Annotated in this window: 26 protein-coding genes; 22 read left to right on the top strand and 4 right to left on the bottom strand. The window is 36.9% G+C overall.

Going from position 1 to position 23840, the window contains the following annotated elements:
* The first annotated feature begins 1 nt into the window (after nt 1).
* The 14 genes from C7K43_RS02485 (at nt 2) to C7K43_RS02550 (ending at nt 13391) form a co-directional block, all read left to right on the top strand.
* The gene (locus tag C7K43_RS02485; protein ID WP_124005405.1) at nt 2–676 is read left to right on the top strand and encodes a DUF1129 family protein; all 675 of its coding nucleotides are present in this window, start codon (nt 2–4) and stop codon (nt 674–676) included.
* A 347-nt stretch (nt 677–1023) separates the two neighbouring features.
* Nucleotides 1024–1551, top strand: a complete 528-nt coding sequence (locus tag C7K43_RS02490; RefSeq protein WP_124005406.1) for a YqeG family HAD IIIA-type phosphatase — start codon at nt 1024–1026, stop codon at nt 1549–1551.
* Entirely contained in the window at nt 1548–2657 is a 1110-nt protein-coding gene (yqeH, locus tag C7K43_RS02495; protein WP_124005407.1) for a ribosome biogenesis GTPase YqeH, read from the top strand. The genes C7K43_RS02490 and yqeH overlap by 4 nt, the downstream gene beginning before the upstream one ends.
* Nucleotides 2658–2666: 9 nt before the next feature.
* Nucleotides 2667–2978, top strand: coding sequence for a ribosome assembly RNA-binding protein YhbY (gene yhbY, locus C7K43_RS02500; RefSeq protein WP_124005408.1), 312 nt, complete (start codon nt 2667–2669; stop codon nt 2976–2978).
* Nucleotides 2979–3014: 36 nt separating this feature from the next.
* Nucleotides 3015–3641: a nicotinate-nucleotide adenylyltransferase gene (locus C7K43_RS02505; RefSeq protein ID WP_124007226.1), complete on the top strand. Its 627-nt coding sequence runs from the start codon at nt 3015–3017 to the stop codon at nt 3639–3641.
* Nucleotides 3631–4206, top strand: coding sequence for a bis(5'-nucleosyl)-tetraphosphatase (symmetrical) YqeK (gene yqeK / locus C7K43_RS02510; protein WP_124005409.1), 576 nt, complete (start codon nt 3631–3633; stop codon nt 4204–4206). Before C7K43_RS02505 ends, yqeK begins: the two co-directional genes overlap by 11 nt.
* Nucleotides 4207–4234: 28 nt before the next feature.
* Nucleotides 4235–4579 carry a ribosome silencing factor gene (gene rsfS, locus C7K43_RS02515; protein ID WP_186810708.1) on the top strand — a complete coding sequence of 115 codons (345 nt, stop codon included), beginning with the start codon at nt 4235–4237 and terminating at the stop codon, nt 4577–4579.
* Complete coding sequence (locus C7K43_RS02520) at nt 4576–5307, top strand: class I SAM-dependent DNA methyltransferase (RefSeq protein ID WP_124005411.1); 732 nt, start codon at nt 4576–4578, stop codon at nt 5305–5307. The genes rsfS and C7K43_RS02520 overlap by 4 nt, the downstream gene beginning before the upstream one ends.
* A 69-nt stretch (nt 5308–5376) precedes the next feature.
* Nucleotides 5377–6534, top strand: a complete 1158-nt coding sequence (locus tag C7K43_RS02525) for a nucleotidyltransferase (protein WP_124005412.1) — start codon at nt 5377–5379, stop codon at nt 6532–6534.
* 118 nt (nt 6535–6652) lie between these two features.
* Complete coding sequence (locus C7K43_RS02530) at nt 6653–7369, top strand: YebC/PmpR family DNA-binding transcriptional regulator (RefSeq protein ID WP_124005413.1); 717 nt, start codon at nt 6653–6655, stop codon at nt 7367–7369.
* Between the two features lie 347 nt (nt 7370–7716).
* Nucleotides 7717–10173 (top strand): FAD-binding protein, encoded by a 2457-nt coding sequence (locus C7K43_RS02535; protein ID WP_124005414.1) that lies wholly within the window; start codon nt 7717–7719, stop codon nt 10171–10173.
* Between the two features lie 15 nt (nt 10174–10188).
* On the top strand, nt 10189–10734 hold the full coding sequence (locus tag C7K43_RS02540) for an NADPH-dependent FMN reductase (RefSeq protein ID WP_124005415.1): 546 nt from the start codon (nt 10189–10191) through the stop codon (nt 10732–10734).
* A gap of 391 nt (nt 10735–11125) precedes the next feature.
* On the top strand, nt 11126–12544 hold the full coding sequence (locus C7K43_RS02545; RefSeq protein ID WP_124005416.1) for an ISLre2 family transposase: 1419 nt from the start codon (nt 11126–11128) through the stop codon (nt 12542–12544).
* Between the two features lie 205 nt (nt 12545–12749).
* Entirely contained in the window at nt 12750–13391 is a 642-nt protein-coding gene (locus C7K43_RS02550) for a hypothetical protein (protein WP_124005417.1), read from the top strand.
* Nucleotides 13392–13544: 153 nt separating this feature from the next.
* On the opposite strand, the gene helD is transcribed toward C7K43_RS02550, so the two are convergent.
* Complete coding sequence (gene helD, locus C7K43_RS02555) at nt 13545–15833, bottom strand: RNA polymerase recycling motor HelD (RefSeq protein ID WP_124005418.1); 2289 nt, start codon at nt 15831–15833, stop codon at nt 13545–13547.
* Nucleotides 15834–16307: 474 nt separating this feature from the next.
* Here helD and C7K43_RS02560 point away from each other — a divergent pair, with 474 nt between their 5' ends.
* The 3 genes from C7K43_RS02560 to C7K43_RS02570 all read left to right on the top strand — a co-directional run bounded on the left by C7K43_RS02560 (nt 16308) and on the right by C7K43_RS02570 (nt 19277).
* Entirely contained in the window at nt 16308–17150 is an 843-nt protein-coding gene (locus C7K43_RS02560; protein ID WP_157977723.1) for a serine hydrolase, read from the top strand.
* 129 nt (nt 17151–17279) lie between these two features.
* A complete protein-coding gene (locus C7K43_RS02565; protein WP_124005420.1) occupies nt 17280–18551 on the top strand; it encodes a carboxylate--amine ligase in 1272 nt (423 codons plus the stop codon).
* A 6-nt stretch (nt 18552–18557) separates the two neighbouring features.
* The gene (locus tag C7K43_RS02570; RefSeq protein ID WP_124007227.1) at nt 18558–19277 is read left to right on the top strand and encodes an aspartate/glutamate racemase family protein; all 720 of its coding nucleotides are present in this window, start codon (nt 18558–18560) and stop codon (nt 19275–19277) included.
* Nucleotides 19278–19446: 169 nt separating this feature from the next.
* Here C7K43_RS02570 and C7K43_RS13575 read toward each other — a convergent pair whose 3' ends face one another.
* The 3 genes from C7K43_RS13575 to C7K43_RS02580 are packed head-to-tail and all read right to left on the bottom strand — an operon-like array spanning nt 19447 to nt 21086.
* Complete coding sequence (locus C7K43_RS13575) at nt 19447–20229, bottom strand: GNAT family N-acetyltransferase (protein ID WP_308791375.1); 783 nt, start codon at nt 20227–20229, stop codon at nt 19447–19449.
* The gene (locus C7K43_RS02575) at nt 20112–20471 is read right to left on the bottom strand and encodes a GNAT family N-acetyltransferase (RefSeq protein WP_264371083.1); all 360 of its coding nucleotides are present in this window, start codon (nt 20469–20471) and stop codon (nt 20112–20114) included. The genes C7K43_RS13575 and C7K43_RS02575 overlap by 118 nt, the downstream gene beginning before the upstream one ends.
* A 15-nt stretch (nt 20472–20486) precedes the next feature.
* The gene (locus C7K43_RS02580; RefSeq protein ID WP_124005421.1) at nt 20487–21086 is read right to left on the bottom strand and encodes an NUDIX hydrolase N-terminal domain-containing protein; all 600 of its coding nucleotides are present in this window, start codon (nt 21084–21086) and stop codon (nt 20487–20489) included.
* A gap of 82 nt (nt 21087–21168) precedes the next feature.
* Here C7K43_RS02580 and C7K43_RS02585 point away from each other — a divergent pair, with 82 nt between their 5' ends.
* From C7K43_RS02585 to C7K43_RS02600, 5 genes are all read left to right on the top strand, one after another.
* Nucleotides 21169–21540, top strand: a complete 372-nt coding sequence (locus C7K43_RS02585) for a DUF488 domain-containing protein (RefSeq protein WP_124005422.1) — start codon at nt 21169–21171, stop codon at nt 21538–21540.
* The gene (locus C7K43_RS13180) at nt 21537–21686 is read left to right on the top strand and encodes a hypothetical protein (protein ID WP_157977724.1); all 150 of its coding nucleotides are present in this window, start codon (nt 21537–21539) and stop codon (nt 21684–21686) included. The genes C7K43_RS02585 and C7K43_RS13180 overlap by 4 nt, the downstream gene beginning before the upstream one ends.
* Before the next feature lie 854 nt (nt 21687–22540).
* Entirely contained in the window at nt 22541–22852 is a 312-nt protein-coding gene (locus tag C7K43_RS13370; RefSeq protein WP_226996633.1) for a reverse transcriptase family protein, read from the top strand.
* Nucleotides 22849–23400: a reverse transcriptase domain-containing protein gene (locus tag C7K43_RS13375; protein WP_226996714.1), complete on the top strand. Its 552-nt coding sequence runs from the start codon at nt 22849–22851 to the stop codon at nt 23398–23400. Before C7K43_RS13370 ends, C7K43_RS13375 begins: the two co-directional genes overlap by 4 nt.
* Nucleotides 23401–23453: 53 nt before the next feature.
* Nucleotides 23454–23810 carry a group II intron maturase-specific domain-containing protein gene (locus tag C7K43_RS02600; protein WP_124007220.1) on the top strand — a complete coding sequence of 119 codons (357 nt, stop codon included), beginning with the start codon at nt 23454–23456 and terminating at the stop codon, nt 23808–23810.
* Nucleotides 23811–23840 lie beyond the last annotated feature (30 nt).

Below are 23840 nucleotides of genomic sequence, written 5' to 3' on the forward strand. Positions count from 1 at the left end.
GATGAACGTGGAAGAATTGGTCCAATTGAATAACGAGAAACAAAAACAACTATCAACAGAAAACAAGAAGTACTATGAAGATATGTTGGTCTATGTGCGCTTATCTTATGATAAATCTGACCAAGAAACAGAGGAAATTTTGGTAGAGTTACTGGATCATTTAGTTGAGGCACAAGCAGAAGGGAAAATGGCGGAGGACGTATTTGGGAAGGAGCCGAAGAAATATGCTGATGAAATCATTGGCGAGCTTCCTAAAATGGTGACGAAACAACGTATGCAGTATTTCGTCACAGGTATGCTGTATTTTTTAGCTGCCGTTTCCTTGTACTCCGGGATTGCTACTTTGTTTACTCACTATGTACTTGGTATAGAGTCGTTGACAAAAACGTATTATATAGGAACGTTAGCTCTTAAAACACTGATCAATATTCCGGTGGCATTTGCGCTTTTATATGTTCTTCTTCGATATTTTCGTTGGTTTTGTTTTAAGAAAATTAATAAAGTAATGGAATTTCTCTTGCTTTGGATTTACGGGGTTATTTCGCTAGGTCTATTTATGCTGGTTATCTTTGTTACACCAGATTTCGGTCCAACTGTGCAAACTCCGTTCTATATGTCAATATTATTGGGAGCTATATTATATTTGATCGGACGGAAAGTTAGAAAGGCTATATAAGTTAGTGATAGTTATAGATATACTCGGCATAAAATTTCTTCAAATAATCATTTAGGAAATTAGAAAACCACTCTCAGTTAAAAGTGTAGAACGCGGGAGAAAGTTCAAGTGCTCTTTAAAAATTAGAAGTGGTGGTAAAGTTTTTTTCGGAAAAATAAACGCTTCTAATAAATAGAAAACTAAATTTAAAATAAGCCAAAGGGGAAAGCTTTTCCTTTACGATGTTTTATTGTATAATCAACAGTTGTGGAGAGTGGCAATGGCCTCTCTTTTATTTTGTTAGTTAGACCAGGACGTGCTTATGGCGATGCTCATAAGGAAGTTCAATTTGAGGAGAAAAATGATAAATGTTTTTAAAATATAAACCGACATGGATGGTCACGTCGATCTATAAGATTACTCCTGAGCAATTAAAATCTGTTGGTATAAAGGTTGTTTTAACAGATCTTGATAATACTTTGATTGCTTGGGACCATTCGGATGGAACAAATGAATTGCAAGTATGGTTGGAACAAATGAAACAAGCAGATATCCCTGTTGTAGTGGTATCAAATAATAGTGCTGAACGCATCAGCCGAGTCACTGACAGACTAGGACTATCTTATGTTGCTCGGGCTCTAAAACCTTTTTCTTTTGGTATTAATAAAGCTTGTGACCAATTAGATGTTGATAAAAAAGAAGTAGTTATGGTGGGCGATCAGCTGATGACAGATATTAAAGCAGCAAATAGCGCAGGTGTACGGAGTATCTTAGTTAAGCCAGTAGTAGACACAGATGGCTGGAAAACACGCTTCAATCGCTTTTTTGAGCGTAGGGTTATGAAATATTTACAAAGAAAATATTCTGAGATGAAATGGCAAGGTGAAATAAAATGACAGAAGCACTCCAATGTGTGGGTTGCGGAGCCGTCATTCAGACGGAAGATAAAAATAAAATTGGCTATACGCCCCAATCAGTTTTGGAAAAAGGGCTAGAAACTGGCGAAGTATATTGTCAACGCTGCTTTCGATTGCGCCATTATAATGAGATTCAAGATGTTTCATTAACTGATGATGATTTTTTAAAGTTACTTAATGAAATTGGTCAAAAAAATGCGTTAATTGTTAACGTCGTGGACATTTTTGATTTTAATGGCTCATTGATCCCCGGATTGCATCGTTTTGTTGGTAACAATCCTGTATTATTAGTGGGGAATAAAGTCGATGTACTGCCTAAGTCTTTGAAAAAGACCAAATTAAAACAATGGATGAAAGAACGGGCACATGAAGAAGGTTTGCGTCCAGTGGATGTACTATTAACTAGTGCTAAGAGAAGTGATGCATTAGACACTTTGTTAGAAATGATTGAAAAGTACCGCAACGGACGTGACGTCTATATTGTTGGGGTAACAAATGTTGGCAAATCAACGCTAATTAATCAAATTATACAAAAGACATCTGATGTTAAAGACTTAATAACCACTTCAAAATTTCCTGGTACTACCTTGGATAAAATTGAAATTCCTTTAGATGACGGCCATTCTCTGATTGATACTCCAGGAATTATCCATCGCCACCAAATGGCGCATTATTTAGGTGACAAAGACCTAAAAATTATTGCTCCACAAAAAGAAATCAAACCCAAAGTTTATCAATTAAACTCTGGTCAGACATTATTTTTAGGCGGTTTGGCTCGTTTTGATTTTATTCAGGGAGAAAAAAGCTCCTTTACAGTTTTTGTAGCAAACGATCTAGTGATCCATCGAACGAAATTAGAAAAAGCGGATCAATTCTATGAAAAACACGTGGGAGAATTGTTGCAACCACCAAGGGAAGATGAAACGAATGATTTTCCTGAGTTGGTGCGTTTTGAATTTTCTATTAAAGAAAAAACGGACATTGTGTTTGCCGGTTTAGGCTGGATTACGGTGAAAGATCCAGGAGTTGTCAGCGGTTGGGCACCCAAAGGCGTTGATGTTATTACACGCAAGGCACTGATTTAGGAGGTTATTATGGAATTAAGAGGAAAACAGAAAAGTTTTTTGAAAAGCCGAGCTCACCATTTGCAACCAATCTTTCAAATTGGTAAAAGCGGACTAAATGAACAAGTGATCGTACAGATTGGTGAAGCTTTAGAAAAACGGGAATTAATTAAGGTAAGCTTATTACAAAATACTGATGAGAAAGCTAGCGATGTGGCAGCTGTTTTAGAGCAAAAATTGGGCTGCCAAGTCGTACAAATTATCGGTCGTGTACTAGTGGTTTTTAAACCTTCAACTAAAGAGAAAAATCAAGAAATCTCTTCCGCTGTGAAAAAAGTATAATTATTGGAGGCGCATGGAACGTTGAAACAGCAAGTAATGAGTAATGTACAAACATTTGTGGAAGTTGAAAAGCAAACCAATTCAAAAAGGAAACAAGTAGGTATTTTAGGTGGAACGTTCAATCCGGTTCATATGGCACATTTGATTATGGCAGATCAAGTGGGAACGTCATTAGGCTTGGAGAAAGTTTATTTGATGCCTTCTAACGAACCACCACACGTAGATCATAAGGAAACCATTGATGCCACGCATCGGCTGAAGATGTTAGAGCTGGCAATTGAAGATAATCCTTTACTTGCCATTGAAAAAAATGAACTTGAGCGAGAAGGAAAAAGTTATACTTATGAAACGATGAAGGTTTTAACAGAGAAATACCCAGATACCGATTTTTATTTTATTATCGGAGGCGATATGGTTGATTATTTACCAACGTGGTACAAAATTGATGAGTTGACACAACTCGTTCAATTTGTAGGCGTTAAACGTCCAGGTTTTTCGACCGAATCGTCTTATCCGATTATTTGGATTGATGTACCTGATATGAATATCAGCTCGACCGACTTGCGGAAAAAAATTACTCAAGGTTGTTCAGTCAACTATCTTTTGCCTAAAAATGTGTTACACTATATTCAAGAAAAGGGGTTGTATCTTGATGAAAAATAGCGAAGATACAAGAGAAACCTTGCTAAAAAAAGTTCGAGCAGCGATGAGCGAGAAACGTTTTAATCATGTATTAGGCGTAGAAAAAGCTGCAATTTTTTTGGCAGAAAAATATGGAGAATCAAAAGAAAAAGCAAGCATTGCGGCATTAACCCACGACTATGCTAAAGAACGTTCAGATGATGAGTTCAAAAAAATTATCCTTGATTATGGTTATGATTTGGATTTATTGAATTGGAACAACGCAATTTGGCATGGGCTTTTAGGCGCAAAACTGGTGGAAAAAGAATTAGGAATTACTGATGAATCAATTTTACAAGCCATTCGTTTGCATACAACAGGTGCTGCACAAATGACATTATTAGACAAAATCATTTATGTAGCAGACTACATTGAACCAGGAAGAGATATTCCAGGTGTAGAAAAAGCACGCGCTATTGCTCAAGAAGATTTGGATGAAGCCGTAGCTTACGAAACTAAGCACACGTTAGCGCATTTAATTGATATTAACGCGCCGGTTTATCCTAAAACCATTGAAACCTATAATCGCTGGGTTGCTAAAAAATAAGAGGTGAATAAAAATAGATAGTCAACAAATTTTACAAACTGCTGTGCAAGCAGCTGATTCAAAAAATGCTCAAGAAATTTTAGCTTTAGACGTTCGAGAAGTGTCTTTATTGGCAGATTATTTTGTTATTTGTGCTGGTAGAAATGACCGACAAATTCAAGCTATTGTAAACAGTGTTGTCGAAGAAGAACAAAAGGCACAGGTTGAGGTAAAAAGTGTAGAAGGCAAAGACAGCGCTAAATGGATTTTAATCGATTTAGGCGAAGTGATCGTACACGTATTTAATGAAGAAGAGCGTGACTTTTATCAACTTGAAAAACTTTGGGCGGATGCGCCATTTGTTGATATTTCCACTTGGATTGGTGAAAAATGAGGGCATTTGAAACGTTTGCTTTGATTTATGATCAAGTAATGGATGACCAATTATATGAGGATTGGCTGGCGTTTACTTTGCGTCATCTAAAGGGAGAAAAAGATCTTTTAGAGTTAGCCTGTGGTACCGGAGAGTTAGCGATCCAATTTGCTCAAAAAGGTTATAATGTTACAGCTTTAGATCAATCTGAAGAGATGCTGACGATGGCCAGCCAACATGCGCAAAGTGAACAAGCCGATGTGCAGTTTGTCCAAGGAGATATGTTAGATCTTTCCGATATTGGCAATTATGAAGTTGTGACTTGTTATTCAGATTCTATTTGTTACTTGGCAAATGAAGAAGAAGTACAAGCAACCTTTAATGAAGTTTATCAAATACTAAAAGAAGATGGGATCTTCTTTTTTGATGTTCATTCGATATATCAAATGGAGACCGTTTTTCCTGATTATAATTACCACTATCAAGCCGAAGATTTTGCTTTCTTGTGGGAAAGTTATCCTGGAGAAGTTCCGCATAGTATTGAGCATTTTTTGACATTTTTTATTAAAAATGAAGATGATACTTTTATGCGTGAAGATGAACTGCATTTGGAACGTACTTATTCGTTAGAAACCTACCAATTGTTGTTAAAACTGGCAGGTTTTAAACAAGTAGAACTTTATGCTGATTTTAAGGACAGTCAACCAACTGAAACGAGTCAACGTTGGTTTTTTGTCTGTCATAAATAAATGTGGATCCCATGAAATCTATCGGTTTCGTGGGTTTTTATTACTATATAATAAGAAGGGCAGGTAAAAATGAACACTTGCGGAATTATTGCTGAATACAATCCATTACATAATGGTCATAGCTACCAATTACAAAAAGCTAGAGAACAAACACAAGCCGACGTGATGATCGTTGTGATGAGTGGTAACTTTTTACAGCGCGGAGAGCCAGCGATTATTGATAAATGGCAGCGCGCTGCCGCGGCTTTGAATCAAGGCGCCGATTTAGTTGTTGAACTTCCCATTCATTGGTCGCTGCAATCTGCAGATTATTTTGCTAAAGGTGGGGTTCAGCTTTTACATGCGTTACATTGTGCGAACATTTCATTTGGTACCGATAGTGCTGAAGGTTTTGATTATGCTGCTTTTGGCCGATTTATTACTTCTCACCAAGAAGAACTTGATGCAGCCTATAAGATGCACAATGACCCTGGTTTGTCTTATGCACAAAAAATGGCAGCCATATTAGCCAGTGATTACCCTTCTTTTGCTGTGAAAAAAGAGCAACCAAACCATATTTTAGGTTTGGCTTATGCTAAAGAAAACGCGCTTTTTGAACAGCCCATGTGTATTTATCCAATTAAACGTTTAAAATCCAAACACAATTCGACTGAGTTAACTGAAGAAATTGCTAGTGCTACAGCGATTCGTCAGGCAATTTTTTCAAATAAAAATATTGAAGAAGTAGTTCCAGCTAAAACAGCAGAAGAACTTACTTTGTATCAAGTGAGCTGGGGTAATTATTGGCCACTTTTAAAATATAAAATTCTGGCGAGTTCATTAGCTGAACTAGGTGAAATTTATCAGATGGTTGAAGGTCTGGAATATCGTTTAAAAAATAAGATTAAAGATGCTGCTAACTTTGACGAATATGTAGAGTTGGTCAAGTCCAAAAGGTATACGCGCACTAGAATCCAGCGTTTGCTTTGTTATGTCTTGTTAAATTTAAAAGATAAGGATATTAAAAATGCTTGGCAGGATAATTACTTGCATATTTTAGGTTTTACTCAAAAAGGGCAGCAATATTTACAACAAGAGAAAAAAACAATTCACTGGCCTATTGTTTCTAAAGTTGGACAAACCCAAGAGCAATTGATGTCGCTTGCCATTCAGAGTGATAACATTTATCAGCTAGCTAATTGCCAAATTACCGAACAAAATTTTGGAAAATTCCCTATCCGCATCTAAAAATTCTTAAGTTGATAAACAAAGTCCTTCACAGAAAGGTTATTGGCAAGTATAATAAAAAAGGATAATTTCCAGTACTATAAAAATAAAGTAAAACAATGGAAAGTGAAGTGAAGTAATGGGGCGTAAATGGGCAAATATTGTCGCAAAAAAGACCGCAAAAGATAAGAACAATAGTAAAATCTATGCTAAATTTGGCATTGAAATCTATGCTGCAGCAAAATCTGGGGAGCCAGATCCTCACACAAATCAAAAGCTAAAATTTGTAATCGATCGGGCCAAAACGTACGATGTCCCCAAACATATTATTGATCGAGCACTTGAAAAAGCGAAAGGCGCCAGTGACGAAGTCTATTCTGAATTGCGTTATGAAGGCTTTGGTCCTAGTGGTTCGATGCTGGTCGTAGACACATTAACAAATAACGTCAACCGCACAGCTGCGGAGGTACGAGCTGCTTTTAGTAAAAACGGCGGCAATATGGGCGTAAATGGTGCAGTAGCTTATATGTTTGATAATACTGCGTTATTTAGTTTCGCTGGAGAAGATGCTGATGAGATTTTTGAAGTGTTAATCGATAAAGATATTGATATACGAGACGTTGAAGCAGAAGATGGGCAGATTGTCGTTTATGGCGAACCAGAAGATTTTCACGCTATTCAAGAAGCTTTAAATGAATATGGCGTTGAAAAATATGACATCGCTGAAATGCAAATGATTCCGCAAAGCGAAGTATCTTTAAATGATGAAGATAAGGCAACATTTGAAAAAATCGTTGACGTGTTAGATGATTTAGAAGATGTACAAAATGTATACCATAATGTTGAAATAGAGTAATCTTTAATTGTAATAAAAGCAAAAGAGGGCAAACATGTCAGCTTTTGCTTTTTTTTGGATATTGAAAGTATAATGCCGAAGAGCACAATATAATAAGATAATAAGGAATCTTTTTTTGTTTGAGCTGATATTATTAATATAGATAAAAAGTTTGAATGATCACAAGTTGTTTCCTTTATACTTTATAGGTTTTGTTATTTTATGTTTTTTTGTTTTAGCCTATTTCAAAGTGTTGGTTCAACAGTTAACTAAAAGAAAATTGACACGAAAACTAGTTAGTGATATTCTTCGTTTGCAATGGCTTTCATATATAATTCAAAAAGTTGGATCGAAAGGAGAATATCATCATGCATTTTATTGCAATTGTCGGTACCAACACAAAACAGTCTACTAACCGCAAACTCCTTAGCTTTATGGCAAAACATTTTTCATCAGAGGCTAATATTGAACTTTGTGAGATTAGAAACATCCCTATGTTTAATGAAAATAAACCACAAAATGACGACCCGGTAGAAGTCAAAGAGTTAACCAGTAAAGTTTTACAAGCAGATGGGGTTATTATTGGTTGCCCTGAATATACTCACTCGTTTCCTTCTTCACTCAAAAGTGTTCTTGAATGGCTGTCGTATCGTGTTCATCCGTTAGCAGAAAAACCAATCATGTTAGTTGGAGCTTCTAAATACGCAACTGGTGCATCTCGTTCGCAGAATCAAGTACGCGAGATCCTCGATTCTCCTGGTGTAAGTGCGATAGTATTACCGGGTAATGAATTTTTGCTTGGTAATTCATATGATGCTTTTGACTCTGCAGGAAATATTAAAGATAAAAAAACGATCGATTTTTTGGAACAATGCTTTAGTAATTTTCTAGAATTTGTAAATAATAATAGCGCTGTTAGTCAAAAACCAGTAGGTACTACTTCAAATAAAACTAATGAAGAATTTGTAAAGGAGAATAAAACGATGAACACTATTAAAGATATTCGCTGGGATGCTATCTATGATGTTGTTGTCTTAGGTTTTGGAGGTGCAGGAGCTACCGCAGCACGTTTTGCAGCTGATGATGGTGCAAAAGTTTTGCTCGTGGATTCTGCACCAGAAGGTCATGAAGGAGGGAACACGCGTTATGCCGCACAGTTGGTCGGTTCAGGAGACGATTTTGACGGATTAAAGAAATATTATAAAAACTTAACGTTCCCAATGAATCTCGATGAAGAAATGATCGATACCTATGTTGAAGGTATGGTTGGAATACAAGATTATTTGAAAAAATATTTAGATGCTGAACCGGTAAGTTGGCGACACGATGATTTTGAAGGCAAAGAAGTTGCCAAATCGATTATTGCAGAATTCCCAGAATTTCCAGGTGCCCAAACACACGACCTAGCGACTGTTCATCAGGGCGTATTTGATGCTGCACTTTGGCAAAATTTAAAACAACAGGTTAGCAAACGTAGTGATAAAATTGAAGTTATGTACAGCACGCCCGCAAGAAAATTGATTCAAGATCCGACTACTAAAGCAATTTGTGGAGTGGTTATTGAGCGTGAACATGTTTTACGAAATATTAAGGCTCAAAATGGTGTTGTCCTTGCCATGGGTGGATTTGAAAATAATCAACAATATATTGAAGACTTTCTTGGGGCCAAAAAGCTTACTCCGTTGGGAAGTATTTATAATAAAGGCGCAGGTATCAAAATGGCACAAGAAGTTGGCGCAGATCTTTGGCATATGAATAATTTTGAATCACTTGGATTACTACATGGAATGGCCTTTTCTGTGGAAGATGATGAGCGTGGTCGTTTAATGATTGGAGCGCAAAACCAAGTACTTTCTAATGGTAGTATTTTGGCAGTCGGCGATGATGGTACTCGTTATTTTAATGAAAGTGAAGAAAATCGGCACGGTCATATCAAGAACCATGGTTCCTGGAAAGTACCGTTGAACCAGGTACATCCATATTTGATTTTTGACCAAACAAAGAAAAATGAATTAGACAAGGATGATATCATAAGTAAATATGAGTCTTACCGGAATAACTTGATAAAAGCTGATTCAATCGCGCAGCTAGCTAAACTGATCGATGTTGATGAAGCGGTACTGAAAGAAACAATTGTCCGTTTTGATAATGCTGCTAAAAACAAAGAGGAAACTGAATTTCACCGTGATCCAAAAACGTTACGTGTATTTGATAAAGGCCCGTTTTATGCTATTAAAATGGCGCAAACTGTGTTGAATACTCAAGGCGGGCCAAGACGTAATTCCCGTTCTGAAGTTTTGAATCCTGACGCACAACCGATTCCGCATCTATATTCAGCTGGTGAATTAGGTGGTATTTGTGCCAACCATTATCAAGGCGGTGGTAATCTAGCAGAATGTTTGATTTTCGGTAAAATTGCTGGACAAAATGCCGCAGTTCCCAAAGTTGATGAATTATCTATTAGTTATTTAAGTGACACAGCTGAAGAAAACAACACAGAAAGACCTAAATCATTCACTTTGGGGAATGACAATACGACTGAAGAAAAATTTACAACCGGTAAGGATCAATATATTGGACGTAGTGCAGCAGGTATCGGTGGTGAAGTTGTTGTTCGCCTTACCTCTGATTCGAAAAAGAATATTAAAAACGTTGAAATATTAAAGCAAAGTGAAAGCGGCGACGTTGGTTTAGAGGCCTTAGAAAAGATGCCAGAAGAAATGGTTACTAAAAATAAAATTGATGTTGATGCTATTTCTGGTGCCTCTGTTTCCAGTAAAGCGTTGAAGTCTGCCGTAGCGGATGCTTTGAATCAGGTTAATTAATTGGAGGAATGACAAATGAACTTTGTTGCTATTGAGGGAACGAATGCTGACTTTTCGTACAACCGGTTTTTACTACACTATATCCGAAATCATTTTGTATCAAAACACGTTATCGAAGTTTGCGAAATAGCTAATCTTCCGGTTTTTAATGCTGATTTAGATGTCAAAAAGCAACCTGTTGTACTTGAATTGGCAAAAAGGGTAGAAAAGTCAGATGGTGTAATTATTGCTACACCTGAATATGATCATTCGATCCCTGCTGTATTAAAAAGTACGATCGAGTGGCTATCTTATCAATTAAATTCATTCTCTAAAAAACCAGTGTTTATCATAGGTGCTTCATATGGACCACAGGGATCTGCCCGAGCCCAATTGCATTTGAGGCAGATTCTTAGTTCACCTGACGTTATGGCAAATGTTTTACCCGGGAATGAATTTCTTTTAGGTAATGTTACTCAACAATTTGATGACGAACAAAACTTAAAGGATGCTGCTATCATTGAAAAATTGGAAGTTAGTTTTAACGATTTTATCACATATACGTCCACTTTTAAGAAATAAAAATGGCGTGGTTTCAGTGTAGAAATATAGTGTTATATTTTTTATATAGTGTCAAAGCACTCTAAAATTCTGGTTGGACGGATTTTTAGAGTGCTTTTTATAGGTATTAATAGTTTATTTGAAAACTAAATGATTAAAGATGGACAAAATACTATTCATTCAGAAATTAAATAAGAAGAGGTACGAAAGGGCACTGTCCGTTTAAGGAAAACAACTCAGACGTTCAAGTAAGAAATTAACTTTCTTCAAGTAAAAATCTTTTCTAACAAAAATCTAAATAATATTTCATCTAAGTGTAAAATTTATTGAGGTTAATGCTAGACGAATAAAAAAGAAACCGTTACTCTAGTTATTGGGCTGTGACAGGCACTAATAACAGAGGCGGTTTCTTATGGAGTCTATTGTAACAGATTTAGTTGAAGTAATGAAGAAGGAAACGAATTTTTTAGCAAGAGAAAAAGCCATGATGGTCTTTTTTGCCCAACTCCTAGCGACGATAACACAACTTGCCTTCCAAATTCTCGATGCGGAGGTTTCGGCCCAATGCAAAAAGGAAGGCTTTCAAGTGGACCGTAAAAGTGAACGAACGGTGACTTTCTTATTTGGCACCGTGACCTATGTTCGCCGCCGAATGAAAAATCAAGCCAATGAAATTCGTTATCCTTTGGATGAATTTCTGGGTATTCGGAAGAGCCTCCGTTATAGCTCTCTTGTGCTACGCAACGTTTCCCAATTGGGGACAACGATGGTCTACCGTCACGTCTCCCAAGCGATCGACTGTTTGACTTCTTGGCGTATGAGCCATCAAAATGTGCAACAACTGGTGGTTAAAACCGGAGAACTGGTTCAGATACGAAGTACCCATGAAAGTCGTTACGAGGGGGACATTTCTAAGAAAAAAGTGCCCTACTTATATCTAGAAGGCGACGGAGTGAAGATGGGCGGTCAGAAGAAGCAGTCGCTGGAAATCCATCGTTTTCAAGTAAGTGAAGGGAGCCAGAAAGTCGGGCATCGCTCGGAAATGATCGCTCCTCACTTTGTCAGTCATCTCAACCGACAACAAGCGCAAAAAGAAATAATGAACTATATTCAAGCGCATTATGATCTAACAAATACCGTTGTCGTTTCCAATAGTGATGGGGGTTCAGGCTATGAAAAAGCTGTGTTTGATGAACTTTCCTTAGGCTGTTTACGTCATGAACACTTTCGTGATCGGTATCATGTCCATCGGAAAATCAAAGAACGTCTGTCTTTTGTCCCGCAACTTCAAAATCGGATGATCCAGGCGATTCAACATTATGATTGGCAAGAGGTCCAGCTTGTCTTAGACACCTCGGAAAGTTTGATCGAAGAAAAGGAAGCCGAATTCTTGGAACAATTGCGCTTACTCCATCATTATCTTCAAAGGAATTGGCCGTATTTAAAACCTCGGAAAGCCCGAGGGATCGTGGATCCCAAAGCTTGTATTGGCACAATCGAAAGTACCCATCGGAAGATGACCTACCGGATGAAGCGCCAAGGTCGTTTATGGACAAAAACAGGGGCGCAGGCCATGATTCGTGTCATTGATAGTTTAAGAAACCAAGAATTTGACGGTTGGTTGAACCAATATGAAGCCTTACCGAATGATGTACTCGCCCAGGAAAAGCGTTGGAAAGCCATGAAACGTTGGGTACAGAAAAAGCCTAACTTTCAAACGCATGAAGGGGCATTTAAGGGCCAAATTGGTGAAGGAAAAGCTAAAAGTGCCCCTTTAGGCCAATTTGCCAAAGGATTGGAGCAATTAATAACGACACCGAATTATATCTAATAAAAACTTGTTTTTGTTAGATATCATGAGGTCTAACCGAACGAACGTGAGGTAAAAAAATACAAAAAGTGTCTGTCCCAAAGGTCATTTTTTATTCAACCTCAAAAAATTTGACACATACATATTTCATTTGTTATAAGCCAATTTTTAAAATTTATGTTATTATTACATTTAAGAAGTGTTTTTTTGAATAGGGGGTTGAGTAGTGGAGGAAAAAATAACTTTAAAGCCCTTTCGTCGGATTTTAAGTGGGTATGAAACGTTGTCCAAAACAGCATTGTCTATTTCAGATTGCTCAGAACTTGCCAGAAAATATCAGCGATTTGGCGTTGACGGTTACCGGATTGGCGATTACAGCGGCCCCAGTTATCTGCATCGATATCTAGATTGTTCGATTAAAAGTGCACCTATGCTTGTATATAAGGAAAATATTTTCATCCCAATGGTTTTTCGCAGTGCTATAGAATCGCAAAAGTTATTCAGTGAACCGAGTCGTATGCCAGGCTTTTTTATTTTGTTGGATTGGCTAATTGAAAATCGTCCGGAAAAAGCAATTATTAATTATAGGGCACCGAGTGAATTTCATCCAGAAAAAATGTATGTTGACAGTGCTTATGTAGCTTTTCGCTTGTCAGAAATTCTTGATGGGGGCGGTTTTCCAATCAGCAGGTTTGAAACGCTAGAGGAATTTATCGTGTGGAATCGTATTTATCATTTGATTGAAAATGGGCAAATTGGGCGTCATAGCCGAATTTTTGATGAAGATAATCCCACTAACGTTTCTGAACTGAAAATGATATTACAAGTTGTGCACTTGAAATATCCTGAAACGACATTTTTTATTTGAGTATTAAAGGGGTGTGATATAAGCTTCTTTGATAATAAATATCCGAACTATAGGAAGGTTACTCGTCGCAATTTCACGATGTTTAGCAAACTTCATCCATATAGTTCGGATATTTTTGTTTTTACTTATATCATAGCTTCTTTTGGTCAGTTATCATATTTCTGCCATCAAATCTTTTTGTTGATAGGTTTTCGGGTCAATATTTTCCAATAAAGGACTATTTTGTCCAAAGGCGATCACATTTAGTTCATGCATAGCACGTGTGGCTATGGTGTAGAATATCAGTTGGTCATCAGCTGAAAAGTTCTCTCCAACATGCCAAGCATAAACGCGATCAAATTCTAACCCTTTTGCTAAATAGGCTGGTATGATCACAATTGACCGTTTCATAAATTCATTTTCAGAAGTAATTAATTGGCTGTTTTCTTTGGTAGATTCTGAAAGCAAGGTATATAATTCATTACATTCTTGCGTTGTTTTGCCAATAATCGCAGTACGCCACTGCGCTTTTTGTTTCGTTTCATCCAGTAAATCATTTTCAAGCCAATCGACAGCTTGTCTTTGAAAAGCACTATTGACTATAAGTGGTTTTTTCCCATTCCTTGCAGTCGTTTGTACTTGATCTTCTTGAGATAGAAACTGGTTAGCAAAGGCAGTAATTTCTTCTGTTGAACGATAACTTGTGGTTAATTGATAGCGCGTGACTTCTTCTCCATTAAATAATTCATCGATTGAATTAACAATCGTTTCATTACCAAAAACTTTTTGATTTAAATCACCGCATAATGTCATTGAAGCCCTAGGGAATAATTGCTTCAATAGCGCCGCTTGTGCGGGAGGGAAATCTTGCATTTCATCGATAAAGATAAAGCGAGCTTTTTGTTCAGCGTTCACTGGGTAAATATTTTTTAAAAGAGAGAAATACAACAATGCATCTTCTTGCAATATTTCTTTATTTTTCATTTGCTGACGAATGGTTTGAATGCTTTTCTCCCATTTTTCAGCGGATATTCCATATTCCTCCAAAGTGTTTTCAGACAATTGCTTTAAAAAGTGTACGTATTGCTTGGCAAAATTGATAAATCGATAGTTAGATACTTGACGGGTTAGTGGATGAAACTTCTTTTTTACAAGATCTTGTTTGACTTGTTTGGTAATTTGTTTTTCTTTTTCCTCTGAATCGTCAAGATCAGGGTTATTTTCATAAATGTCATCAATTTTTTCTGCTGCACGTTCTCTAACCCAACTTTTTTTCGCTTCATCTTTTTGTAGCCCACTAACTTTTTTTGCTAATTTAGTTTGTAAAAGCTGAATTCGTTGATAAAGTGGCAATGTTGAATTGGTCTGTTTATACCATTTGCGGATTTGTTCTTTTTTAATATAAGTTTGTCCATTTATCTTTAAGTCACGGAAGATAGGACCAAAATGAGTAATGGATGCCACGTAAGGCTGAATTTGGTTAAGTACAGTTAATCCATTCTTCAATTTTTGGATTGGGTTATCCTGTCCGCTTAAAAATTGCTCTTCTTCTTGGGCTGCATTTCTGATGGTATAATTAGGGACTAATTTTTGCAAAAAAGTAGTGAAAGTTTGTGTCGGAACTTCGCTTTCGCCTAGAGAAGGTAGCACCATTGAAATATAGTCTGAAAACAGATGATTGGGCGAAAATAACAAAACTTGATCAACGTCGAGCCAGTTTCGATGATGGTATAGCAAAAAGGCAATACGTTGCAGCAATGCGGAAGTTTTGCCGCTACCTGCAATTCCCTCAATGACCATATATTTACTTGTTGTGTCACGAATAATTCTGTTTTGTGCTTTTTGAATCGTCGAAACAATATTTTTCATTTGCGGAGAAGATGTTTCATCAAGGATATCTAATAAGAAATCATCGTTAATCATTTCCGAAGTATCTACCATTGACAAAAGTTGACCCTTTTGAATTTTAAACTGTCGTTTTAACAATAAATCAACAGTAAAAGTTTCTTTATTCGCACTATAATAAGCTTCGCCTAGCTCGCCTTCATAATATAAATTAGCAATTGGCGCACGCCAGTCGATAATAATGGTATCATCTTTTTTATCACGTAAGGAAGCAATCCCTAAATATAATGTTTCCGCTGTTTCTTGTTCTTCTTTAAAATCGATTCTTGCAAAATAAGGCGTTTGCGCCATCGTCTGTAAAGTATTCATTCGTTTTTCTTTTGCTTCTGCTGTTTGATAGCGCAGAGTTAATTCATGCTCATGCTGCCGGTATTCAACAACAGACTCATAGAAAGATTCTTCAGTAGCTGTATTAATTGTATTTCCAGTGACTTCTTTTAATTGATTTTGCATTGTTTTTTGTAATTCTTTTTGCTGATTTTTTAACATTTCATCTTCATTTTCGATTAATGAAATTGTCTGAGCTAAATGTTTTTCTTCGTATTGGCGTTCGTTCATGCATTTACCTCCAATTGGTAATTTTCCTATTTGACATAGAAATACATCATAAGATTATAACACAAATCAACCTTGTACGCGAAAGAATACAGCTGTTGCTTTAACAGAAGAGTTAAAGATAAGCGATCTGTTAAAACCAAGTAACATCATTTCTAATTTAGCAGTTTTTGCAATGATAAAATGAGTGGCTCGGTTTTTTACGTTAAAATTCCTTTAGTAGTGATTACAATTCGGTTTTTTTGTGCTAGATTATTTATAGTTGAAAAAAACGAACCGACTGAGAATTTACTGGATGAGTCTAGGTAAAACTTTCATGAATGGCTTTTAATTGATTTATTAGTTGAGTTTGTTTGATGATTATTTAATAAATATGGAGGGCAGCAAAATTATTCATTGAAAGAATGAGTAGTTTCAAATAAAAAAATGAAGAAATTTATAAAAATTTTTCCCTTTTTCCTAGGAGCTATTTTCTTTTTGACGTTGGGATTTTGGTTTGGCGATTCTGCTACGACAGAGCAGGAAGAAACGGTTGAAACTGAAAGTACGACCAGCCAAATAGTTGCAACAGAGGAACCGAAGGAAAATGAAGAGGAACTCGAAAATAAGTTACAACAAAAAGGAGATCAATGGGCTAAAGAGCACCCTAATTCATTAGAATTTAGGGTCTATGATCTTGATACTGAGCAAACCTACACCTATACAAATGACGAAAAAGATAAAAAATATAAAACAGCAAGCATTGTAAAAGTAGCGGTGGCCATGTTGTTATTGCATGAAAAAGAAGAAGACCAAGAAGAACTAACGGATGAAGAAGAAGATCTTTTGTCTGAGATGATTCTAAGCAGCGATAATGAGGCAGCTTCCAGTCTTTTAGATGATTCATTGGGTGGTTATGAGTCGCTACAAACACTTTTTGATGAGCTAGATATGGGTGGCACCAAAGTGGATGCGGATAATTGGGGCAACACCACGACAACTACAAAAGATCAAATGAAGTTACTGCAAGAATTATATTTGTCTTCCCAATATCTGACAGAAGAATCGCAAGATTATATCATTGATTTAATGAGTCATATTGATCGTGAACAAAGTTGGGGTGTCTATGCGGGTTCAAGTAACGTTTCCTTAAAAAATGGTTGGTTAGATGACGAGATGAATGGAATAAATGAGGAATGGATTGTTTCGAGTATTGGAAAGGTAACACGCGGTGATAATAGCTATCTTGCAGTAGCGCTGTCCGATAAAAATCCAACTATTGAAGAGGGTAGCCAAATAATTGAAGATTTAGTGCGGATTTCAAGTGATTATTTATTGTGAATGTTAGGTATTATTATGAATCATTGATTCTTGATTAGCTTACTGTAAAGTTTATCTTGTTGATAAAAGGTAATGGGATGCAATTGTTCTTTTACTTGTGGTATACTTTCAGGTAAATAAATATTATGAATGAAAATTTCTAGAAAGAAAGTGGTCTTAGCTGTGGATACAAAAATAAACGAACAATTTTTGCCTCTTTTATTAGGTAGTGATATTAATGTTTATGGTATGGCACGTTCATTTCATGAAGCGTACGGTACCATTTCAGAAGCACATGGCGCCGGTCAGCTTGCACCAACAAAATATAGTAAAATCGTAAATGTACACACGCATGCTGGTTTTTCTGAATCGGAAGGGTTTATGAGAGTTATGCGTGAATTGATGGAGCAATATAAAGATGATCCGCGCAAGATCATTTTAGTTCCTTGCGGAGATGGGTATACTGAGTTAATCACTCATAATAAAAAAGAGCTGAGCCAACGTTTTATTTGTCCAACGGTGGATGCTAAAACACAAGAAACATTGGAAGATAAAGCTGCATTTTACCAAACTTGTGAAAAATATGGGATACCTTATCCGGATACTTTGATTATTACAAAAGAAATGGTGGAAAAAGCGTCTTCAATAAAGTTACCTTTTGACTTTCCAGTTGCTTTAAAACCTTCAGATAGTGTGGAATACTTGGACGTTGATTTTGAAGGACGTAAAAAGGCGTTTATTTTGTATACCCAAGAAGAAGTGGATGATATTTTAGCCAAAGTATATCAAGCTGGCTATACATCTGAAATGATTTGTCAAAACTTTATTCCAGGTGATGACTCACGGATGCGTGTGTTGAATGCTTACGTTGATCAAAACCATCGTGTACGTATGATGTATTTAGGACATCCTTTGTTAGAAGATCCTACACCGGAAGCGGTGGGGAATTATGTGGCTATTATGCCGGATTATAATGAAAAAGTTTTTAATCAAATGAAAGAATTTTTGGAAAAAATCGACTATGTAGGGTTTGCCAACTTTGATATGAAATACGATGAAAGAGATGGCGAATATAAATTATTTGAAATCAACCTACGTCAAGGCAGAAGTAGCTTTTGTGTTACATTGGGTGGCTATAACTTAGCAAAATATTTAGTCGAGGATTATGTACTAGAAACGCCTTTTACCGAAACTACCTATGCTAAAGGTGATAAACTATGGATTGGCGTACCGGAAAAAATCTTAAAGGAATATATTGCAGACGGTCCTGACAAAGATCAGGCTATGCAATATTTAACAGAAAAAAAATATGGGAATACTTTGTACTATAAAGAAGATATGAATTTAAAACGCTATTTGCTTGTCAAACGGATCTTTTATTTATATCATGATAGATACAAAAAATATTTTAGAAAGAAATAGATGCCGATGAAAAATTTTTTCACAGTTCTGGGTGGCATGGGAACGTTAGCCACAGAAAGTTTTATACACATATTAAATGAACGGACACCTATCCATTCTGACCAAGATTATCTAAATTATCTTTTAGTGAATCATGCGACTGTTCCGGATCGCACAGATTTTATTTTAGGAAAATCAAAAGAGGATCCTTCTAGTGCGATAAAAGAAGATATCCAACAGTACGCTGCACTGAATCCGGAATTTTTCGTGCTAACTTGTAATACTGCCCATCATTTTTTTGATGAATTACAACAAGCAACGGATATTCCTATTTTACACATGCCACGTCTTGCTGTAGAAGTAGCCAACCAAAAATTTGCTAAAAAGTCAGGTAAAACACGTGTTGGTTTATTGGCAACAGAAGGAACCATTCAGACGAAAGTCTATGAAAATGAGTTGGAAAAGTTTGATAACTTAGAAGTTATTTTACCAAGTAAAACGTTACAACAAGACGTTACGAATTTAATTTATCGGGATGTCAAAGAGAATCATTTTTGTAATGAAGAATTATTTTATCAAATCTTGCAACAAATGTCAGAAGAGTTTTCCTGTGATGTTATGGTTTTGGGCTGTACTGAATTATCATTGGTACAAGAAGCTACTCAAAATAAAAAGTATCCAGTAGTTGATGCGCAGTCAGAATTAGCGAATGAAACCATTCGCCGTGCTTTAAAAAATCGAATTTAAGCACTCTACTAAAAGGAACTGTGACATAAGTTCTTTTGATAATAAAATATCCGAACTATAGAGAGATTACTTCTGCAGTTACTCGTCGCAAATTTACGACAGTTGGCAATTTCATCAAATATAGTTCGGATATTTTTGTCTTGTTTTTACTTATGTCACAGCTCCTTTTTTATGTGTCTATGTATTTTGGTGAATGATTGATTTTTTTAAGAAAAGTAAGAAAATCAACGAAATTAAACATCAATGTCTTATCGTTTCTATTAGGATGAAAACCGATTTTTTCTTTAGGATCGATCTGTCGGTCAATAATCAATTGAACATTTTTTCCTGTGTCAAATAACAGTCCTAGTGGAGAAACTGCGCCATTGACCGAGTGCAAAAATTGACTCAATTTTTTCTCGGAGGCAAAGGAGAGGTGTCTTTCTTCGACTTCTTGCGCAATCATTTTTAATGGTGCTCGTTTATTTTCTGGCAAGACGATTAAAAAATAATTTTTTTTTCCTTTTAAAAATAGATTCTTTACTTTGCTGCCGGAAACGTCAAAATCAATTTCTGATACGGTGTAAACTGGTTTATGTTGTAACAACTCATAAGGAATCGACATTTTTTTTAAAAATTGGTAAATCTGTTTTTCGGCTTTTTGGCTAAGATAATCTTTTTTTAGGGTAGCGTAACATACCTCATCTACGATTCCACGATTATTAACGAGTCGTTGGCGCAAAGTGCCTTCATAAACCATTCCTGCTTTTTGCATTACTTTTCCGGACGCGGGATTATCGGCATCGTAAAAGGCTTCAATTCGTTCAAAACCATTTTTCTCAAATAGAAAAGCGATCACTTTTGACAAAGTTTCGCTGGCATAGCCGTTGTTCCACCAATTTTGGCCGATACAATAGCCAATTTCGGCTGTTTTGGCTGCTTGATCAGCAACGCTCGCTGAGATAGTACCAATGAGTTGTTGAGTTTTTGTTCTTCAATTCCCCAGGAAAAATAGTCAGGGTCGATGTAATTTTTTTGATATTCGCTTAAATTATTTTCCACACCTTTGGCTGTTTGGTAAGGCTTCCAAGAAAGATGTTTAGTAACTTTCGGATTACTTGCCCAATGATCAAACATTTGCTGTGCATCTTCGGTTGTTAGCGGGCGTAATAATAGCCGCTTTGTTTGTAAACGAATGGTACCTATGTTTTCCACTTTATCGCCTCCCAATTATTCAAAATTACAAGGGCCGTCTTGTTGCATTAATTGGACTAATTGCTCTTTAGTCGTTCGTTTTTTAGAAAGTATTGGTAAGTTATCCATTGCAAAGTAGTCCATTTGGCTGGTTTCCATATTTTCTGTAAAAGAACCGGATAGAATCTCACAGTCAAAGACTAATTTATAATATTGGAAAGCTTGAGGGATGTCTTTTCGTAAATTAGTGTCAAAGACCGCTTTTAATTGTCGAACATCTACAGTAAGTCCAGTTTCCTCATAGACTTCATTGCGGACATTTTCTTTTGGAGAAGATCCGACATCTGCGTAACCCCCAGGTAAGGACCATTCTTGTGTTTTGCTATCTTGAACAAGTAATATCTTATTCTCCTGAGTAATCCATGCTCGTACATCAACTTTAGGCGTTTGGTAGCCAGATTCATGGGAAAATAAATCATTGATCACTTCTTGTGGTTCATCTCCGAGACTTTGCAGTAATTGTAAAGCCAAATCATTTAGTTCTTGGTAACGGAAGCGATCAAATTTGTCATTACCGTAATGCAATCCTGCCTGAGCAATCGATAACAATTCTTTGTAAGTTGCTAAATAATCCATTCAGGTCACCCTTTTTTAATGTTTGTTTTTATTTTAGCACCAAGTTATAATAAAGGAAACAAGAAGGGGGAGACGATTTTCTATGGGAAATTTGCAAATCAAGCGTGCTTATGAAGATATTGAACCTTCAGATGGTAAGCGAGTTTTGGTAGATCGTATGTGGCCCAGAGGCATTAAAAAGGAAAAATTGCAGCTGGCATTATGGGAAAAAGAAATTGCTCCAACAAATGAGTTACGAAAAGAATTTGGTCATGACCCCGAGAAGTTTTCTTGGTTTCAAAAAGAGTATAAAAAAGAATTGGACAATAATGATAATACTCAAGATTTTGTTAACCAAATTGCTGAATGGCTGAAAGAAGATAACGTGACATTAATCTATGGCGCTAAAGATAAAGAAGATAATCAAGCTGTGGTTTTAAAAGATTATTTATCAGAAAAGATAGGAAATAAATGAAAAACTACGAGATAAACGAAACTAAAGAAATACCATTTGAACAATTATTTCATTTGTATCAAAGTGCAGGTGGGACTGATTATACTAAAGAGCCAGAAAAACTTACAGAGGGCGTAAAACATTCTTTGAAAGTTCTCACTGCTTAGGGCGACGAGTAGCTTTTTATCGTTTTGATTAAATGGAACAATGGTTAATAAAAAAATTAACTCTCAGGACTTGCAAATTTTTTTGAGAAGTGGTTAAATGAAGTCATAATTGATTGATGAAAAAGATAACCGAACTTGTGCGTCTTTTATAAGAGAGGAAAAGCCAGGCTGAAACTTTTCTAAAAGCAACCCGAGTACGGACCACTTTTGAAACCTTTGTTGAAACAAAGGCGGTCGTCCCGTTATAGCGAATGAGGAATACAATCTTTGTATTTAAATTTAGGTGGAACCGCGAGTAAAGTCGTCCTAGTATTATGATCATAATACTAGGACTTTTTTGTGCGCTCGGCATGGGCGATAACTTGGTGGTGAAAGTCCACTACAGGCTTGGCAGTAGGAACTGTTAGCCAAAAGCAAGGGTGTCCATCGCGAGGTGGAATCTGAAGGAAGCTGGAGGCAAACACTCGCACTGACGAACAGGAACTTCATAAGAAGGCTGGATTGGGACGGATGAGCTTGCAAAACAAAGCAAAGTCCGATACTGCCCGAATCCTATCCAGTAAATGAAGCAGTGAGATGAGTGGAAGGTGATCGCGCCTTACCCGAGGAGGTCTATCGAGCGAATGCAATCAATCGTAGTAACAACGAATCGATAGAAGTCAGCCGAGGTCATAGTAGTATCTTACGATACGAAGGACTGAACAATAATAACTTTGAAGTAAACAAGGAGGTGGATGTGCTCACCAGGACCGCAGCCAATACCGTGGTAAAGACCGAGAGGTAGCTCACTCATGGAGGGATAAGCTGGAAGCAAAAGAGGAAATGAGGAGCGCGTAAGGGAGCACGACAATCAAATGAAGAACCAAAGTGGCTATCCATTAATGGACGAACTCGTAAGTTCGATGAATATTGATCGAGCCATCGAGAAAGTAAAGAAGAACAAAGGAGCACCAGGCATCGATGAGATGACCGTATTTGAAATCAAGGAACATCTAAACAAATACCGACAACCTTTTGTTCAAAAACTGAAAGAAGGGACTTATCGTCCTCAGCCCACCAAACGGGTAGAGATTGATAAGAAAGACGGCAAGAAACGAAAGTTGAGTATTCCTGTCGTACGAGACCGCGTGGTACAACAGATGATTTTACAAGTCATTACCCTTTGATCGACCCGACCTTTTCTAAAAACAGTTATGGATTTAGACCTGGAAAGAATTGCCAACAGGCAATCGATCAAGCAGGAAAATATTATGAAGAAGGCTACAATGTGGTCGTGGATTGTGACTTAAAAAGTTATTTCGACACCATCAATCATCAGAAACTAATGCATCGTATGCAATGGTATATCGCTGATAAAGAAATCCTTCAATTAATCTGGAATTTTCTCAATGCGGGCGTACTAGACGGGGAAATTATCCGTTCTACACCTCAAGGAGCCCAACAGGGCAGCCCCTTATCTCCACTTTTAGCCAACGTCTATCTTGACCAACTAGATAAGGAACTCGAAAAGAGAGGGCATCGTTTTATCCGCTACGCCGACGATTTTATCGTGCTAGTACAAAGTGAACGAGCCGCCCAAAGGGTTCAAGAAAGTGTCACCCAGTTCCTGGAAGGAAAGTTACGACTCACGGTAAACCAAGAGAAGAGCCAAATTGTAAAGGCGCATCAATTGGAATACCTCGGATTCCGTCTGAGGAAAGATAAGGGAAAGTAAAGAGCCGGCCCACAGCGTCGGCCAAACAAAAGTTCAAGAGACAGTTAAAGAAACTGACCAATCGGAAAAGATCGGGAAGCCTAGACGAAATTATCTCATCGATCAATCAATATACGCAAGGTTGGATTAACTATTATAAGAAAGGGGAACTAAAGGCTTTCTTAGCGAAACAAATGACCCACTTACGTAGAAGATTGCGCGCCCTTATTTGGAAAAGATGGAAGAAAGTGTCAACAAAATATCGACAACTGAAAGCAAGAGGGGCTTCTCACAGAGAAGCCATGACTTATGCAAATAGTCGAAAATCGTATTGGCGTATTTCCGAGTCTAAACTACTCCACCGAATCTTTACGAAAGAAAAATTCAAACAATGGAAACTCAAGGATTTCAATGAAATCCTTGAGAAATAAGCTTAAATTATTGAACCGCCGTATACGGAA

It is taken from the genome of Tetragenococcus koreensis, from assembly GCF_003795145.1.
GTDB classification, from domain to species: Bacteria; Bacillota; Bacilli; order Lactobacillales; family Enterococcaceae; genus Tetragenococcus; species Tetragenococcus koreensis.

Coding starts and splice junctions, on each gene's coding strand:
- C7K43_RS13180 (WP_157977724.1), top strand. CDS start 21,537: ATGAAAAACTACGAGATAAACGAAACTAAAGAAATACCATTTGAACAA.
- yhbY (WP_124005408.1), top strand. CDS start 2,667: ATGGAATTAAGAGGAAAACAGAAAAGTTTTTTGAAAAGCCGAGCTCAC.
- yqeH (WP_124005407.1), top strand. CDS start 1,548: ATGACAGAAGCACTCCAATGTGTGGGTTGCGGAGCCGTCATTCAGACG.
- yqeK (WP_124005409.1), top strand. CDS start 3,631: ATGAAAAATAGCGAAGATACAAGAGAAACCTTGCTAAAAAAAGTTCGA.
- C7K43_RS02520 (WP_124005411.1), top strand. CDS start 4,576: ATGAGGGCATTTGAAACGTTTGCTTTGATTTATGATCAAGTAATGGAT.
- C7K43_RS02540 (WP_124005415.1), top strand. CDS start 10,189: ATGAACTTTGTTGCTATTGAGGGAACGAATGCTGACTTTTCGTACAAC.
- C7K43_RS02580 (WP_124005421.1), bottom strand. CDS start 21,086: ATGGATTATTTAGCAACTTACAAAGAATTGTTATCGATTGCTCAGGCA.
- C7K43_RS02530 (WP_124005413.1), top strand. CDS start 6,653: ATGGGGCGTAAATGGGCAAATATTGTCGCAAAAAAGACCGCAAAAGAT.
- C7K43_RS02535 (WP_124005414.1), top strand. CDS start 7,717: ATGCATTTTATTGCAATTGTCGGTACCAACACAAAACAGTCTACTAAC.
- helD (WP_124005418.1), bottom strand. CDS start 15,833: ATGAACGAACGCCAATACGAAGAAAAACATTTAGCTCAGACAATTTCA.
- C7K43_RS02485 (WP_124005405.1), top strand. CDS start 2: ATGAACGTGGAAGAATTGGTCCAATTGAATAACGAGAAACAAAAACAA.
- C7K43_RS02545 (WP_124005416.1), top strand. CDS start 11,126: ATGGAGTCTATTGTAACAGATTTAGTTGAAGTAATGAAGAAGGAAACG.
- C7K43_RS02505 (WP_124007226.1), top strand. CDS start 3,015: ATGAGTAATGTACAAACATTTGTGGAAGTTGAAAAGCAAACCAATTCA.
- C7K43_RS02490 (WP_124005406.1), top strand. CDS start 1,024: ATGTTTTTAAAATATAAACCGACATGGATGGTCACGTCGATCTATAAG.
- C7K43_RS02570 (WP_124007227.1), top strand. CDS start 18,558: ATGAAAAATTTTTTCACAGTTCTGGGTGGCATGGGAACGTTAGCCACA.
- C7K43_RS02525 (WP_124005412.1), top strand. CDS start 5,377: ATGAACACTTGCGGAATTATTGCTGAATACAATCCATTACATAATGGT.
- C7K43_RS02585 (WP_124005422.1), top strand. CDS start 21,169: ATGGGAAATTTGCAAATCAAGCGTGCTTATGAAGATATTGAACCTTCA.
- C7K43_RS13370 (WP_226996633.1), top strand. CDS start 22,541: ATGAAGAACCAAAGTGGCTATCCATTAATGGACGAACTCGTAAGTTCG.
- C7K43_RS02565 (WP_124005420.1), top strand. CDS start 17,280: ATGAAAATTTCTAGAAAGAAAGTGGTCTTAGCTGTGGATACAAAAATA.